Origin of the sequence: Pseudomonas leptonychotis, assembly GCF_004920405.1 — a bacterium.
GTDB classification, from domain to species: Bacteria; Pseudomonadota; Gammaproteobacteria; order Pseudomonadales; family Pseudomonadaceae; genus Aquipseudomonas; species Aquipseudomonas leptonychotis.
Genome location: NZ_RFLV01000001.1, coordinates 688570 through 704508 on the forward strand (window position 1 = coordinate 688570; position 15939 = coordinate 704508).

At 59.8% G+C, this 15939-nt stretch carries 17 protein-coding genes; 10 read left to right on the plus strand and 7 right to left on the minus strand.

All coding sequences use genetic code 11. The annotated features are described in order from the left end of the window. Positions 1 to 53: 53 nt before the first annotated feature. Positions 54 to 839: an oxygen-binding di-iron domain-containing protein gene (locus tag D8779_RS03090; RefSeq protein WP_136662997.1), complete on the minus strand. Its 786-nt coding sequence runs from the start codon at positions 837 to 839 to the stop codon at positions 54 to 56. 87 nt (positions 840 to 926) lie between these two features. Beyond that, on the minus strand, positions 927 to 1814 hold the full coding sequence (locus D8779_RS03095; RefSeq protein WP_136662998.1) for an acyl-CoA dehydrogenase: 888 nt from the start codon (positions 1812 to 1814) through the stop codon (positions 927 to 929). Between the two features lie 147 nt (positions 1815 to 1961). Between D8779_RS03095 and olsB the strand changes: the two genes are divergently transcribed. Further along, positions 1962 to 2720 carry an L-ornithine N(alpha)-acyltransferase gene (olsB, locus tag D8779_RS03100; protein ID WP_136662999.1) on the plus strand — a complete coding sequence of 253 codons (759 nt, stop codon included), beginning with the start codon at positions 1962 to 1964 and terminating at the stop codon, positions 2718 to 2720. Positions 2721 to 2872: 152 nt separating this feature from the next. After that, positions 2873 to 3661, plus strand: a complete 789-nt coding sequence (locus D8779_RS03105) for a lysophospholipid acyltransferase family protein (RefSeq protein WP_136663000.1) — start codon at positions 2873 to 2875, stop codon at positions 3659 to 3661. Here the strand turns inward: D8779_RS03105 and D8779_RS03110 are convergent. Further along, positions 3658 to 4242, minus strand: a complete 585-nt coding sequence (locus tag D8779_RS03110) for an acyl carrier protein phosphodiesterase (RefSeq protein ID WP_136663001.1) — start codon at positions 4240 to 4242, stop codon at positions 3658 to 3660. The two genes, D8779_RS03105 and D8779_RS03110, sit on opposite strands and share 4 nt — an antisense overlap. 128 nt (positions 4243 to 4370) lie before the next feature. Between D8779_RS03110 and D8779_RS03115 the strand changes: the two genes are divergently transcribed. Both D8779_RS03115 and D8779_RS03120 read left to right on the plus strand, forming a co-directional pair. After that, positions 4371 to 4673, plus strand: coding sequence for an ArsR/SmtB family transcription factor (locus D8779_RS03115; protein ID WP_136663002.1), 303 nt, complete (start codon positions 4371 to 4373; stop codon positions 4671 to 4673). Positions 4674 to 4709: 36 nt separating this feature from the next. Then, positions 4710 to 5759, plus strand: coding sequence for an alkene reductase (locus D8779_RS03120; protein WP_136663003.1), 1050 nt, complete (start codon positions 4710 to 4712; stop codon positions 5757 to 5759). Positions 5760 to 5924: 165 nt separating this feature from the next. Here the strand turns inward: D8779_RS03120 and D8779_RS03125 are convergent, their stop codons facing one another. Beyond that, a complete protein-coding gene (locus D8779_RS03125; RefSeq protein WP_136663004.1) occupies positions 5925 to 6770 on the minus strand; it encodes an ATPase in 846 nt (281 codons plus the stop codon). Positions 6771 to 7145: 375 nt separating this feature from the next. Here D8779_RS03125 and D8779_RS03130 point away from each other — a divergent pair, with 375 nt between their 5' ends. After that, complete coding sequence (locus D8779_RS03130) at positions 7146 to 7457, plus strand: hypothetical protein (RefSeq protein WP_136663005.1); 312 nt, start codon at positions 7146 to 7148, stop codon at positions 7455 to 7457. Positions 7458 to 7498: 41 nt separating this feature from the next. Here D8779_RS03130 and D8779_RS03135 read toward each other — a convergent pair whose 3' ends face one another. Further along, positions 7499 to 8491, minus strand: coding sequence for an NAD-dependent epimerase/dehydratase family protein (locus D8779_RS03135; RefSeq protein ID WP_136663006.1), 993 nt, complete (start codon positions 8489 to 8491; stop codon positions 7499 to 7501). Positions 8492 to 8656: 165 nt separating this feature from the next. Here D8779_RS03135 and D8779_RS03140 point away from each other — a divergent pair, with 165 nt between their 5' ends. Then, complete coding sequence (locus tag D8779_RS03140; RefSeq protein WP_136663007.1) at positions 8657 to 9712, plus strand: saccharopine dehydrogenase family protein; 1056 nt, start codon at positions 8657 to 8659, stop codon at positions 9710 to 9712. A gap of 16 nt (positions 9713 to 9728) precedes the next feature. On the opposite strand, the gene D8779_RS03145 is transcribed toward D8779_RS03140, so the two are convergent. Further along, positions 9729 to 10625, minus strand: coding sequence for a LysR family transcriptional regulator ArgP (locus tag D8779_RS03145; RefSeq protein WP_136663008.1), 897 nt, complete (start codon positions 10623 to 10625; stop codon positions 9729 to 9731). A 98-nt stretch (positions 10626 to 10723) separates the two neighbouring features. Here D8779_RS03145 and D8779_RS03150 point away from each other — a divergent pair, with 98 nt between their 5' ends. From D8779_RS03150 to D8779_RS03165, 4 genes are all read left to right on the plus strand, one after another. Further along, positions 10724 to 11125 carry an ACT domain-containing protein gene (locus D8779_RS03150; protein ID WP_136663009.1) on the plus strand — a complete coding sequence of 134 codons (402 nt, stop codon included), beginning with the start codon at positions 10724 to 10726 and terminating at the stop codon, positions 11123 to 11125. A gap of 5 nt (positions 11126 to 11130) precedes the next feature. Further along, positions 11131 to 11742: a LysE/ArgO family amino acid transporter gene (locus D8779_RS03155; RefSeq protein ID WP_136663010.1), complete on the plus strand. Its 612-nt coding sequence runs from the start codon at positions 11131 to 11133 to the stop codon at positions 11740 to 11742. Positions 11743 to 11932: 190 nt separating this feature from the next. Continuing rightward, positions 11933 to 12514, plus strand: a complete 582-nt coding sequence (locus tag D8779_RS03160) for a superoxide dismutase (RefSeq protein WP_090239738.1) — start codon at positions 11933 to 11935, stop codon at positions 12512 to 12514. Between the two features lie 396 nt (positions 12515 to 12910). Next, the gene (locus tag D8779_RS03165) at positions 12911 to 14974 is read left to right on the plus strand and encodes a putative bifunctional diguanylate cyclase/phosphodiesterase (RefSeq protein WP_136663011.1); all 2064 of its coding nucleotides are present in this window, start codon (positions 12911 to 12913) and stop codon (positions 14972 to 14974) included. 65 nt (positions 14975 to 15039) lie between these two features. Here the strand turns inward: D8779_RS03165 and D8779_RS03170 are convergent, their stop codons facing one another. Next, entirely contained in the window at positions 15040 to 15936 is an 897-nt protein-coding gene (locus D8779_RS03170; RefSeq protein ID WP_136663012.1) for a GIDE domain-containing protein, read from the minus strand. Positions 15937 to 15939: the final 3 nt, after the last annotated feature.

A 15939-nucleotide genomic window follows, 5' to 3' on the forward strand; every position in this document is an offset into this window, starting at 1 on the left:
AGCGCCGAACACGCCGCATTAACGGACAATCCGGCGCGATAAGTCAGCCGTGCTTAACGCGGCACGCTGTAGTCATCTGACCCCATCAGATCCATGCCGCACTCAAGGTTCTCGATCCAATAAAGGAAGGCATTGATCATTTCTGCTCCCATAAACGGCCGGCCGTGTTGCGGCACGATCATCGCCACGTCCATCCCGCGAACCATCGCGGCCCACAAACGACAGACTTTATTACTGGCCATATAACGCCGATGAAACCCGAGCATATTCGGCACATGGTTGGCGAAATCGCTGACCGGATGCGCATCGTCGACCAAGGATGCGCCCATGTCGCCAGAGAACAGGATTTTGCTCACAGGGTCATACAGCTGGAAGTTACCCACCGAGTGTAAAAAGTGCGCGGGCACCGCTTTCAGCGTGCATTGACCCAAGCGAAAGGCCTGACCTCGATCGGGCAACGCGATGATTCGGTCGAAGGTATTAATGCCATGGCTGAGGGCCAGGTAGTTGGCTGTCAGGTGCGGCAAAAAACGCGCCCACAGCTTCGAGCAAATAACCCGTGCGCGGGTGTGCAGCAACCATTTATCCAGAGAGGCAATGATGTCCGGGTCTTGGTGCGAAGCGAAGATATAGGTCAGGTCCTGCACCGAGATGTGTTTGGACAGCTCCAACGACAGCGGTGTGTAGGTCAAATCACCACCGGGATCGAGCAGCAGGGACTGCCCGCTGTCGGTGATCAGAAACTGGTTGGACTGCACGCCCTCCCCGCTGACCAGATCATCGAACATCATGCATTGATGCTCGCCGTTATCGAACAGCATTATGGGTTCGCGTCGCATGGCAGGCTCTCATCCGAAAGCCAGCGAGCTTAACGACCTGCCGCGGCTCGCTTACTGATCTGGATCAAGCGGCCCACCAGGCATAGATCAAAGGGTTATGCCAAGAACCGCCTGAGCCTTCTGCAAACGTGTCTTGCGGGCGCTACTGGCCATCGACAACAGGCCTTTGTCGCGCAACCAAAGCTGCGCCCAGTGCGCCTTACCCGCCGCAAACGCAGCCTCCACATCATCGCGCAGGCTATCAAACTGGCTAAACAAACCCGCTAACAGCACATGCGTTTCAGCGCCGCTCGGGCTATAGCGCGTCACCTCCGCACAACCCGCCAGCAAACCGAGCAGGCGTAACTGCAGCGCCTGCGGCCAGGCCGACTCCTGCGCCACGCCGAACAACCAGGCGGTCAACGCCATGAGCACGTGGGTATCTTCCAGCGTGCGAAACGGTTTGACGTAAGCCGTCCAACCATCGCCAGGCAACCGCTCACAGTGCGCGCCCTGCAAGTGCAGACGGCCATGGCTAACATCCGGCATCAGTGGCAACGCCGGCAACGTTTCGATGCGCACGCCCGGTGCACCGTTACGCACCACCCCCAGGGCGAGCTGTATCGGCTGGTCAGGTTCCTCTGCACGGGCGGCCACCAGCAGCCAATCGGCAGCCTCGGCGGCTGTGACGAAATCTTTGCGCCCATCAAGGCTCAGCGCATGCATTCGTGTAGCCATATCCGCGGGGCGCGTGCTGCGGTTTTCCGTCACGCACAGCGCCCCTAACGTCCAGGGGGCAGCCGGCCAAAGTGCCCGCAACGCGCCTTGATAGCCGGCCAGAAAAGCCAGCCCCGGCGTCGCGGCCAACCGCCCACCGAGCATCGCCAACTGCAACGGGGTCGGATTGCCAATGCGCTCAAGCAGGCTGGCGTACCACGCCTCAAGGTCCGTAACCGGCAAACGTGTTTGCGGGCTCAACAACTCTTGCCAGGGCATGCATGGCTCCTTATCGGGTTATCAAAATCACTGTCACACAAGCATCACCAAAGTTTCATGGAGGTGACACCACCACTACCTAGCCTGAGCTTGCCCAACAAGATCGACCGGCTGCAAGGCAAAAAGCCGGCTAACGGAGACTCAGGCATGACTCAGATGGCAATCATCCGCGACCGCACTACCCCCGCACGTCGCCTGCAAGCCGAGCGTTTACAGGGCGCTAGCGCACTGCGCGAAGCCCAGGCGCTGCGCTACCGCGTATTCAGCGCCGAGTTCGATGCCAAACTTAAAGGTGCCGAGCTGGGTCTGGACATGGACGACTATGACATTCATTGCCAGCACATTGGCGTGCGCGATATGAACAGCGGTGCATTGGTCGCCACCACCCGCCTGCTCGACCACCAGGCCGCAGCCAGCCTGGGGCGTTTCTACAGCGAAGAAGAATTCAGCCTGCACGGCCTGGTGAACCTTGAAGGGCCCGTGTTGGAAATCGGCCGCACCTGCGTCGATGCGGCCTACCGCAACGGCGCGACCATCGCCGTGCTCTGGGGCGAACTGGCTGAGGTGCTCAATCAGGGTGGGTATCGCTACCTCATGGGCTGCGCCAGCATCTCCATGCAGGACGGTGGTATTCAAGCCCAGGCGATCATGCAGCGCCTGCGCGAACGTTACCTGTGTACCGAACACCTACGCGCCGAACCCAAAACGCCGCTACCAACCCTGGAAGTACCCAACAACGTGATCGCTGAGATGCCACCGTTGCTCAAAGCCTATATGCGCCTGGGCGCGAAGATCTGCGGTGAGCCGTGTTGGGATCAGGACTTCCAGGTCGCCGACGTGTTTATCCTGCTTAAGCGTGATGAGCTATGTCCGCGCTATGCACGGCACTTCAAGGCCGCCGTCTGAGAGCCGGCTCACGATCTCGCGAGCGAAGGCCTGCTACTAACACCGCAGGGCTGGCGCGCAGCAGATCGTGAACAGGTTCTGAGCACAGTTGCACAACTCGCCGACAGCCTGTAGACAGTGCCGGCGTTTGTGTTTGCCAGCAGGAGACTTTGATGAAGACATTGCGTGTGTACCTGCGCCTGGCGCGCCTGCTGGCGGTGATCAGCCTCGGCGCCCTCCTGGCGGCGGGCATCACCCTGCTCGAGCGGCTGGCCCGGCATGACCTGATGCCCACTCGCCAGCGCCTCACCCGCTGGTTTCTCGCGCGCCTGGCAGCGGCGCTACCGTTTCGCCTGCAGGTACAAGGCGAACTGCCACGCGAGCCGATGCTGTGGGTCAGTAATCACGTGTCCTGGACCGACATTCCACTGCTGGGCATGCTCACCCCGCTGTCTTTTTTGTCCAAGGCCGAAGTACGCACCTGGCCGGTGGCCGGCTGGCTGGCGCTCAAGGCCGGCACCCTGTTTATCCGTCGTGGCTCGGGTGATAGCAGCCTGCTCAATCAACAGCTCGGCAAGCACTTGCAGCAGGGCCGCAACCTACTGATCTTCCCGGAAGGCACTACCACCGACGGCTTAGGCCTGCGCACCTTCCATGGCCGCCTGCTGAGCAGTGCCATCGACTGCGGGGTAGCGCTGCAACCGGTGGCGATCCGTTACCTGCGTAACGGTCAGCCCTGCAGCGTGGCGCCATTTATCGGCGATGACGACATGCTCTCACACCTGCTGCGCCTGCTTGGCAGCGACCTGGGTGAAGTGCAGATTCAGCTGCTCACACCGATTGCCAGCACTGACTTAAATCGCAATGCACTGGCGCGTGCGGCGCAGCAGTCAATCCGTGAGGCGCTCTTCGGCGCAACAAACACTGAGCCAACAGCCGAAACTCAAGGTCAAGCCGCCTAACCTGCGGTTTGCTGCTCCTGTGCAACAAACGCCTGTAGTTCCGGGTAGAACTGCTGGAAATCCTCCAGCAGCGGTTGATACAGCCGCTCCAGCTCAGCCATACCGCCCGCCAACAACCCCGGCCGCGACAGCCGTCGGTCGATGCCCGCCAGCACCTGCTCCAGCACGGCAAATTCACGGTAACTGCCTAACCAGTCCTGCGCGGCCATGCGTGGTGCAATCAGCGCCAGACGTTCGGGCAAACGCGGCTCAGCATTCAGCACCTGATAAACCCGCCCGGTAAAAACCGGTAAGGGTTCAGCGGCATAGTCAGTCCAGTGCAGCGCCAGGCAGTGATCAAAAAATACATCCAGCAATATCCCGGAACAACGCCGCCGCTCAGCGGCAAAGCGCGCTCGCGCCTGAAATTGCAGCGGGTGGTTATCAGTAAAGACATCAATGCGCCGATGCAAACGAATCGCCGCTTCGATATCCGCCGGCCACTGCCCCGCCAGCGGCCCTTTGACGAAGTCGCCATACAGGCTGCCCAACAATTGAGCCCGGGTGTCACCGCCAAGGTGTAAATGCGCGAGGTAATTCATACCCCACAGCTTACACATCAGCACAGATGATGATGACTATCGCAACGAACGATCTGTATATCGCCCGCACCCGATATAAGGTTCGCCCCATCGCGATATGGCGTTACAGCAAACACGGAACGACCCACATGCAACTCGACATCGATGACGTGATCAAGGCACTGGCCCATCCGGTACGACGTGAAATCCTGCACTGGCTGAAAGAGCCACACGTCTATTTCGCCGACCAGGATCACCCGCTGGAAATCGGTGTCTGCGCCGGCAAGATCGACCAACGCACCGGGCTGTCGCAATCCACAGTCTCCGCGCACTTGGCCACCTTGCAACGCGCCGGACTGATCAGCAGCCAGAAGGTCGGCCAATGGCACTTCTTCAAACGTAATGAAGACACCATTCAGGCCTTCCTCAAGCACATCAGCCAAGCGCTCTAAACCATTACGTATTAGCCCAACATAGGAAGCTTATTTATGACCACGCTTTTTGATCCCATCACGATCGGCGACCTGGAACTGAACAACCGCATCATCATGGCGCCGCTGACCCGTACCCGCGCTGATGAAGGCCGTGTGCCCAACGCCTTGATGGCCGAGTATTACGTGCAACGTGCCAGCGCCGGCCTGATCATCAGCGAGGCCACCGCCGTGACCCCGATGGGCGTCGGCTACCCGGACACTCCCGGCATCTGGTCCGATGAGCAGGTACGCGGCTGGAGCAATATCACCAAGGCCGTGCATGCCGCTGGCAGTAAGATCGTTCTGCAACTCTGGCACGTCGGGCGCATTTCCGATCCGGTTTATCTAAATGGCCAGCTACCCGTTGCACCAAGCGCTATCCAGCCGGCCGGGCATGTCAGCCTGGTGCGCCCGATGAAGAACTACGTGACTCCACGCGCCTTGGAAACTGAAGAAATCGCCGATATCGTCGATGCCTATCGCTTGGGCGCAGAAAATGCCAAAGCCGCCGGCTTTGATGGCGTGGAAATTCACGGTGCCAACGGTTACCTGCTCGACCAGTTCTTGCAGAGCAGCACCAACCAGCGCAGCGACCGCTACGGCGGCAGCCTGGAAAACCGTGCGCGTTTGATGCTGGAAGTGACCGATGCCGCGATTGAAGTGTGGGGCGCTGGCCGCGTAGGCATGCACCTGGCACCCCGCGCCGACGCCCACGACATGGGTGACGCAGACCGTAGCGAAACCTTTACCTACGTCGCCCGCGAACTGGGCAAGCGTGGTATCGCCTTTATCTGCGCGCGTGAAAAGGAAGCCGACGACAGCCTGTCACCGAGCCTGAAGGAAGCCTTTGGCGGTGTATTTATCGCCAACGAGCGCTTCACCAAGGCGCAAGCCAACGAATGGCTGCAAAGCGGCAAAGCCGATGCGGTAGCTTTCGGCATCCCATTTATCGCCAACCCGGACCTGCCGGCGCGCCTGCAGCAAGATGCTGAGCTGAACACGCCGCACCCGGAAACCTTCTACGGCTCAGGCCCAGTCGGCTATATCGATTACCCAACGCTGTAAACCTGGGCATTCCTTTGTCGTAGGAGGGGCTTTAGCCGCGAGACAGCGATTAAAGCTCGCCGCGAAAGCGCCTCCTACAATGGTTCGCCAGCGTCTTCCAGCAGCTGTCACCGTCCAATAAAAAGCCCGCCAATTGGCGGGCTTTTTATTGGACACGCGACAAACTCAGCGGGCGTCAATCTGCTGTTGCAGATTCTGCACCTGCGCCTGCAGGGTGCTGATGTTACGAGTCATCTGTGCACGGAAAGCATCAAATTCGGCGGTGCTACTGCCGGCAGAACGGCTTTCCATATCACCTTTGATCACCAGCAGGTCCTGCTCCAAGCGGGCGATGGCCTGGTTGGGGTTGCCCAGTTTCTTCAACGCAGCGACTTCACCGCTCAGGTTGGTGATTTTCTCATCCACCTTACTCTGCCCAGCCAAAGCGCTTTTCAAGGTAGCCTGTTCAGCCTTGAGTGCCGCCTGCTCGGCGCCGAGCTTCTTGAGGACGGCTTCAAGCTTCTCGTCACCGCCTTCCTGGCTCTTCAACTGAGCGGCCAATTGCTCAAGACGTTTGCTCTGCTCGCCCTGTTGGCCGGTAGCCCCCTGCTGCAGCTTGCTCAACTCAGCCAATTTGCTCTCTAACTGCTTAACCTGAAGTTTCAGCGCTTCGCTGCCGCTGGTTACTGACGATTCAGTCGCCACCACCTTGCCGGAAATGTCCTGAATCCGCCCCGCGGCTTCCTCACTGATCCGCGCAAAGCTTTCCTGAGTGGCCACCAGTTGCTGCTCCATCAGGCTGACCTGCTGAAAACTCCACCAGCCGAGGCCGCCCAGGGCAATCATCAAAGCCCCAACCAACGCCCATAGCGGGCCGGTGCCGCCTGACTTCGCCGGCGCAGTAGCGGCGGCACGGCCATAGGTGGTGCCGCGTGCCGGCTCCGGGTGATCGGTCGCATAGTCATCGTGATCACGCTGTTCAGCCCGCAGGCTGGGCACGTGATCGAGTTCGTCATGGGCATCGTTACGCATGGGTCAACCTTCAAGAGAGCGCGGGGGAAGGAGCCTGTCGGACTAAACGCTGTTCTGCTGCGGAAAAGCCCGACAGGCTCCAAGCAAATTTCCGCGCAGTATAACGGTTCGCGCGCAGCGCTTCAGTGTCGCGCCAAGCCGGGGCGATACGCACCGACGAAGGGCACGGCCTAGGCCATCGACCCGCCACAGCCCGCGCGGTTCCGAAGAGTGTGAACTGGTACGCGCTTTGCAATCGCCAAGTGGCGAGGTGTGCGCCATGCCAGGGATGCCAGGTGCGGCAGGCACGATCCGCACGCGGAAAACGCGGCGAGACAAATGGGCCCATTGCCAATGAATGACGCCCAGTCCATTTGAGCTAACGGGGGTAGGTCCATGGAGCTGAACAGAGAAGTATTGGATTGCATGATGAGCCTGCGCCGCAGGCTGCGCGAAGAGATGATGGTGGACATTCGCATGAGCCAGCCGGACGCGATCAACAGCATGCTCAGCGCCTGCCTGATCTCCAGCAATGAAGAAACCCGCCAACTGGGACAACGACTGGCCCAGTACAGCGACCGCCCCTTCGCCCAGCCGAGCGCGGCGCCGCGCATGCAAGCCGGGCATCCGTTGCTGGTGGAGGAACTCACCCAAGGCCCCGCCAGCACCTCGGTACGCATGTACCGTGGGCAACGTGTTTACGCCTGAGTACCTGCTGACGAATGACGGGGTAAGCCGCTGCCAAACAATCAGCGCGGGTGATGCGCCTGCCACCAGACGCAGAACTCATCCAGTGCGCTCCATAAGCTGGCCTTGGGCTCGTAGTCCAAGTACTGCTTCGCGCGGCTGATATCCAGGGAGAAATCTTTGGCCATCACCGCCACACCCAAGCGAAACAGGGTGGGTTCTGGGCGACCGGGTAACAGCTTGCACACCCCTTCATTCAAGGCGGCCGCGCCATAGGCCAGGCCATACGGCAGGTGCCGAGTCACGGGCGGCAGGTCGAGTTTGCGCAATACATAATTGACCACATCCCACAGCGGCACCGGTGCGCCATTGCTGATGTTGTAAACTTGCCCCAACGCCGGGCCGGCCGCCAGCAGACAACTCATCAGCGCCTCATTAAGGTTGTGCACGCTGGTGAAGTCGACCTTATTTAGGCCGTTACCGATAATCGACAACCGCCCCTTGCGCTGCATATTGATCAGGCGCGGGAAGATGCTGGTGTCGCCGGCGCCAGTGACGAAACGCGGACGCAGCGCCAGCACCTCAAGGCCAAACTCCTGAGCCGCAAACACCTGTTGCTCAGCGAGAAACTTGGTCTTGCCGTAGTGATCGGAAAACCGCTTGGGCAGCTGCTCTTCACGCAGGCCAATATGCGCCTGGCCATCGAAATACACCGAGGGTGACGACAGGTGCACCAGCCGCCGTACGTTCTGCTTGAGGCAAGCCTCGACCAAATTCTCAGTGACCGTGACGTTGGCCTGATAAAAGTGTTCGTAACGCCCCCATACCCCAACTGCGCCAGCGCAGTGCACCACCGCCTCGACATCCCGGCATAGCTGCTGCACCAGTTCGGGGTCGGATAAATCGCCCTGAACGAACTCCGCCCCCCGTGCGCAGAGGTGTTCGACGCCTTCGGCGCGGCGGCCGTTGACCCTTACACTCAAACCTTGTTCCAGGGCAAAGCGGGCAAACCGTCCACCGATAAAGCCACTGGCCCCCGTTACCAGAATTTTCATGGCCGCTCTCGTTTAGCATGATCGATACGCCACTCTAGCAGCGCCCAGCGCCGCTGGCTGTGGCGTTGCAGGCCAGAACAACGACTGCACGTACACAGCAATTGGCCAACAGCAACGTACACAACAGCTAAGCTGCCCCCACACCACACAATAAAGGAACTGCGGATGGCCACCCACTGGATGATCTACGGAGCCAACGGTTACACCGGCCACCTGCTGGCCGTCGAAGCCAAACGTCAAGGCCTGACGCCGATACTCGCCGGGCGCAACCCAGCCACCGTGCACGCGCTGGGTAGCCTGCTTGGGCTGGAATGCCGGGTGTTTGATATCCAGCAGCCAGAACGCGCCAAAGAAGCCCTGTCCGATATCGCCGTGGTCGCCCACTGCGCCGGCCCGTTCTCGGCCACCAGCGCCCCGATGATCGATGCCTGCCTGGCGAGCAATACCCACTATGTCGACATCACCGGTGAGATCAACGTGTTCGAAGCCGCGCACCGGCGTGATCAACACGCGCGTGACCTAGGCGTCGTGGTCTGCCCGGGAGTGGGCTTCGATGTAATCCCCAGCGACTGCCTGGCGGCCTGCCTGCATCAGGCTCTGCCCGACGCTACACACCTGGCGTTGGGCTTCGACTCAGGCAGCGGCTTGTCGCCCGGTACCGCGAAAACATCGGTTGAGGGTCTCAAATATGGCGGGAAAGTCCGTCGAGCAGGCGTCATCACTGATGTGCCGATGGGCTATAAGCGCCGTGCCATCAACTTTGGCCGCGGTGAAAAACCCGCCGCGACGATTCCCTGGGGCGATGTGTCCACCGCCTATCACTCCACCGGCATCGACAACATTGAGGTGTACCTGCCTATGCCGCCCGCCGCCGCGATTGTCATGCGCTTGCTGGATCCGCTGCGCGCCCTGTTTGGCCTGGAGGTGGTGCAGAACTGGTTAAAACGCCTGGTCGAAAAGCGTGTCACGGGTCCCAATGAAACCACACGCGCCCGCCAGCGCACCTGGTTGTGGGGGGAAGTACGCAATGCCGCCGGCGTGGTAAAAACCGCACAATTGGAAACCGCCAACGGCTATGACGTGACCGTGCATGGCGCACTGCTGGCAGTGCGTCACCTAATGAATTACCAGGGCCCCGGCGGTTATTTCACCCCATCAAAACTGCTGGGCGAACGCTGCGTGGAACAATTGCCGGGTTCGACGACTATTCACATCAGCTAAACCACCTACGACAGGCTCAAGTTGTTGTGGCCACCAGCTGGGTGGCCGCATACCGCTGCAAATGCTGGGTCAGCGCGCCCAGCAGTTCGCCACCGCTACGCCAGTGGTGCCAATACAGCGGAACATCCAACGGCCGCTCAGGCAGCAGCTCGCACAACCGCCCAGCCGCCAACTCCGCCTGCACCTGTAACTCAGGCATCAAGCCCCACCCCAAACCCGCCTCGGCCAAACGCACAAAGCCTTCGGACGACGGACACAGGTGATAGGCAAACCCGCCCTCCACTGCCAATCCCGACAAGTAGCGATGCTGCAAGAGATCATCCGGACCAAAGACAATGGCCGGTGCTTGAGCCAGCCCAGCCGCCGTCACTCCACTGGGGAAGTGCCGCGCAATAAACCCCGGACTGGCCAAGGCGCGGTAACGCATGCTGCCCAATAGCAATGCCCGCGCACCCGCCACTGGGCGCTCACTGGCACAGACGCAGGCGGCCACCTCACCGGCGCGCATGCGTTTAAGGCCAACATCCTGATCTTCCACCACCAGCTCGAGCAGCAAACCCTGCTCGGTACAGAAGCTGCCTACGGCTTGCGCCCACCAGGTGGCTAGGCTGTCGGCATTCAGGGCGATACGCAGGCGCTCAGGCGGACCGCCCTCGTCCAGCCCCGGCACCTGCGCTTGAATGTCGCGCTCAAGCAGGCGTACCTGCTGCACATGATTGAGCAAACGCCGGCCGATTTCCGTCGGCACGGGCGGCAGCGCGCGCACCAACACCGGCTGCCCTACCCGCGCTTCCAGCAGCTTAATTCGTTGCGACACCGCCGACTGAGACAATCCCAGCGCCTGAGCGGCGCGCTCGAAGCCGGCCTGCTCCACGACAGCCGCCAGGGCCGCCAATAATTTGTAATCGAGCAAATCAGTTTTCCTAATGAATGATCACCATTATTGGTTTCTCTTATATACCCTGACGCCACAAACTCGCCACATTCTCCTCCGCAATCAGGACCCCTCACATGACCGGCGAAACCTCACTGACGACCTTAATACGCAGCATGACCCCGGTTCTAAACGAGGGTGCTTATGTGTTTTGTAGCCTGACCGACGCGGCCCAGCTGCAAGGCGCGCAACCGCTGGGCAGCTTTCAAGAGCGCGAAGGTTTGACCGTGATCCTGCAGCGCCAACAGGCCGAGCACCTGCAACTCAAAATCGACTATGTGGCCGCCTGGCTGACCTTGGAAGTGCATTCGGCCCTGGCGGCCGTGGGCCTGACAGCTGCGGTGGCCGGAGCGCTGGCGAATGCGGGGATCAGCTGCAATGTGATCGCCGGCTATTACCACGACCACCTGTTTGTCGCGCACACCGATGGCCCGCGCGCCCTGGCGGTACTGCAGCAACTGGCCGATGGTGCGGAGTAATCGAGATGTGGCAAAGCTATAGCAACGGTTTACTCATCGCCGCCGGACTGATCATCGCCCTAGGCGCGCAGAACGCCTTCGTACTGGCGCAAAGCTTGCGCCGCGAACATCACCTGCCGGTGGCCATGCTCTGCGTGATCTGTGATGCATTACTGGTGACGGCGGGTGTGTTCGGCCTAGCCGCCGTATTGGCGCAGAACCCAATTTTGCTGGGGGTGGCGCGCTGGGGCGGCGCAGCGTTTCTGCTTTGGTATGGCGCTCAAGCATCGCTGCGCGCCTGCCGACCGCAAGCGTTGGCCCAAACCACTGACAACAACCCACGCTCGCGCAAAGCCGTTTTGCTGGCAGCACTGGCCGTCACGCTGCTCAACCCGCATGTGTATTTGGATACCGTATTGCTGATTGGCTCGCTCGGCGCACAGCAGCCGGTGCCCGGCGCCTATGCGTTAGGTGCGGCCAGCGCTTCATTGATGTGGTTTCTCAGCCTGGCCCTTGGCGCCGCCTGGCTGGCACCCTGGTTGGCGCGCCCAAATACCTGGCGGTTTATCGACCTGGGTGTTGCACTGATGATGTTCAGCATTGCGTGGCAATTGCTGAGCAGCCCCAACATGCTCTAAAACGGCCATGCCATGCGCCCACCTGCACGGCACTGAGGTGTTTTTTCCACACAGTTGGCGCGTGTTTAAGGCGCAGGGCCAGTGCTATGATCCAAGGCTTGCGGCGCAAGAGAGATAACTCACGCCGCTCAAGTGGCCGCCCGTGATCGGCCTCGCGCACACCGCACCTGACCTGATTAGGAGATAAACCATGGCTTTCGAATTGCCGCCGCTGCCTTACGCTCATGACGCTCTGCAGCCGCATATTTCCAAGGAAACCTTGGAATTCCACCACGACAAGCACCACAACACCTATGTCGTGAACCTGAACAACTTGGTGCCTGGCACTGAGTTCGAAGGCAAAACCCTGGAAGAGATCGTCAAGACCTCTTCGGGTGGCATCTTCAACAACGCCGCTCAAGTCTGGAACCACACCTTCTACTGGAACTGCCTGGCGCCAAACGCCGGCGGTCAACCGACTGGCGCTCTGGCTGACGCAATCAACGCGGCCTTCGGCTCTTTCGACAAGTTCAAGGAAGAGTTCAGCAAAACTTCCATCGGCACCTTCGGCTCCGGCTGGGGTTGGCTGGTGAAGAAAGCTGACGGTTCCCTGGCCCTGGCCAGCACCATCGGTGCCGGCTGCCCGCTGACCAGCGGCGACACCCCGCTGCTGACTTGCGACGTGTGGGAACATGCTTACTACATCGACTACCGCAACGTGCGCCCGAAGTACGTAGAAGCGTTCTGGAACCTGGTTAACTGGGACTTCGTCGCGAAAAACTTCGCCGCCTAAGCACCTGCGTTACCCAACAGAAACCCGGCTAACGCCGGGTTTCTTGTTTCAGGGGTCCAGGCTTTGCACCTAAATCCGGCACAGACAGATACCGCAGCACACATGCTCAGCTTCACCTGCTACACCCCCTGCAGGTGGGTCCCCATGCAGCTACGCGCTGAGCCAACCCGACGAAACTCGGCTTAGAAATCCCACATCGCCGGCAAAAACCGCTGAACGGTACTCAAGCCGTACAACCACCGTACCGACACAGTAGGGATAACAGCTACACCTACCCATATCGCCTCGCCACAATTTTGTTCGACAAACTTTAGTAATGGCCCTTTGACTGCAAGCACGACTTTGCCAATACTCAGTAGCGTCTGACGCCAAAGGCCTCGAACAAGGAACCGTCACTTGAAGCTGGAACTCAAAAACAGCTTGTCACTTAAGTTGCTCCGCGTAGTGCTGCTTTCAGCCCTCATCGTGGGTGTGGTCTTGAGTTTTGCGCAGATTGTTTTCGACGCGTACAAAACACGCCAAGCAGTCGCTAACGACGCCCACCGAATTCTTGGCATGTTCCGTGATCCCTCTACCCAGGCGGTCTACAGCCTGGATCGGGAAATGGGCATGCAGGTGATAGAGGGGCTGTTCCAGCACGAATCGGTGCGCATGGCCGCCATCGGTCATCCTAATGAGCCGATGCTGGCGGAGAAGAGCCGCGAGCAGGTTGATATTCCAACCCGCTGGTTGACGGACCCTATCCTGGGTAAAGAGCAAAACTTCACCACCCAATTGGTCGGCCGCGGGCCCTACAGCGAATACTACGGTGACCTCAGCATCACCCTCGACACCGCCCCCTACGGCGAGAGCTTTGTTACCAACTCGGTGATCATCTTTATCTCCGGCGTGCTGCGCGCCATGGCCATGGGTCTGGTGCTGTATTTGGTTTACCACTTGCTGCTGACCAAGCCCCTGTCAAAAATCATCGAGCACCTGACCAACATCAACCCGGACCGCCCAAGCGAGCACAAGCTGCCCATGCTCAAGGGCAATGAGAAGAACGAACTGGGCCTGTGGATCAATACAGCCAACCAATTGCTCTCCTCCATCGAACGCAATACCAGTTTGCGCCGCGAAGCCGAAAACAGTCTGCTGCGCATGGCTCAGTACGACTTCCTCACAGGCCTGCCTAACCGCCAGCAACTGCAACAACAACTCGATCAAATTCTCGGTGACGCCGGCCGCCTACAGCGCCGCGTGGCGGTTCTCTGCGTCGGCCTGGATGATTTCAAAGGCGTCAACGAGCAGTTCAGCTATCAAACCGGTGACCAGCTGCTGCTGGCACTGTCCGACCGCCTGCGCAGCCATAGCGGTCGTCTCGGCGCGCTGGCACGCCTGGGCGGTGACCAATTCGTACTGGTCCAAGCCGATATCGAGCAGCCTTACGAAGCCGCCGAGCTGGCACAAAGCGTACTCGACGACCTCGACAATCCGTTTATGCTCGATCAGCAGCAAGTGCGCTTACGCGCCACCATCGGCATCACCCTGTTCCCGGAAGACGGTGACAGCACCGAGAAATTGCTGCAGAAAGCCGAACAGACCATGACCCTGGCCAAGAGCCGCTCACGCAACCGCTACCAGTTCTATATCGCCAGCGTTGACAGCGAAATGCGCCGACGCCGCGAACTAGAAAAAGACCTGCGCGACGCCTTGGCCTTAAATCAGCTGTTCCTGGTCTATCAACCGCAAGTGGATTACCGCGACCACAGTGTGGTGGGCGTCGAAGCGCTGCTGCGCTGGCAACATCCACAGCATGGCCTGGTACCGCCGGATCTATTTATTCCGCTGGCGGAACAGAACGGCACCATCATCCCGATTGGCGAGTGGATTCTCGACCAGACTTGCCGCCAACTACGTGAATGGCATGATCAGGGTTTCAGCGACCTGCGCATGGCGGTCAACCTTTCCACTGTTCAGCTGCACCACGCCGAGCTGCCACGGGTGGTTAACAACCTGATGCAGGTCTACCGTCTGCCGCTGCGCAGCCTGGAGCTGGAAGTCACCGAAACCGGCCTGATGGAAGACATCAACACCGCCGCCCAACACTTGCTTAGCCTGCGCCGTTCTGGCGCGCTGATCGCGATTGATGATTTCGGGACTGGCTACTCCTCGCTGAGCTACCTGAAGAGCCTGCCGCTGGACAAGATCAAGATCGACAAGAGCTTCGTCCAAGACCTGCTGGAAGACGAGGACGATGCCACCATCGTGCGCGCCATCATTCAGCTGGGTAAGAGCCTGGGCATGCAGGTGATTGCCGAAGGCGTAGAAACCGTCGAACAAGAAGCCTATATCATCGCTCAAGGTTGCAACGAAGGTCAGGGCTACCTGTACAGCAAGCCACTGCCCGCACGTGAATTGACCACCTACCTCAAGCAAGCCAGACGGCTGAATAACGCGGCTAATCCCGCAACGCTTTAGCCAGCTAACGCCGATAAAAAAGCCCGCAAAAAATGCGGGCTTTTTTAGGTGATCGTTTTGCCTGACTAAAAACTATTAATACCCAACAGCCAGGCCGTGGCCAGTGCACCAGCCAAGCACAACAGTGCACCACCCGCCGCTTGCCAATAAAACTGACGCACCAGCTCATCCTCGCCGGCGCAGGAAAGAATAAAAGGCTGGGCTTCGCGGGGTTTGCCCAAATGATGCTGTGCGGGCTGAGTACTTTGCCGGCGATGCCGGTCCTCGGCCTCAAGACTGGCGGCCAACTGCACGCGCTGCCACTCCCGCTCGTCAAGCTGACCATTGCCCTCACTGTCGAAGCGTTGCAGCAGGCCGCCAAAATCGCCCTTCCACTCTCGAATCACCGCGCCTTGGGCTGACGCTATATCCAGGCCCTGGCGGCCGCCACCGCTGCTGCGAAAATCACCGATGGCATACAGTGGCTGACCGGCATGCAAGCGTTCCTCGGTATAGCGGTAGCGCTCGTCATTGCTAAACAGCGCACGCCAGCCGGTTTTCGCCGCACCCAAGGGATGACGCAAACTGCCTTTCCAGACCTCGCGCGTTAACGGCCGCACCTCGGCACCACGCGGGTCGATCAGACAACTTCCGGTGCTGTCGTTAAGTTGCAGCAGAGCCTCACTGCTACCGCTTTCCAATGTGCGCCAGCTGCGTTTATTGCCGCTTGAGGTGTACTCCTCAATCTTGTAACGCCACCACAGGCAGGAGGCATTAGTCAGCGGCCCGAGCAAAGCGCCCTCAGCACTGTCGTGCAGCACCCCATAGAACTCGACATAACCTTGAGCGGCAGAACGAATTTTCGAAGTGGGCGTATCAAGCAGATGCCGTGCTTGCGAGAAACGCCTGGAAAACCACCACGCGCCGCCGGCGCTGACCGCTACGCTGCATGCCAGCGCAAACACCTGACCTTGGATATCCATGAC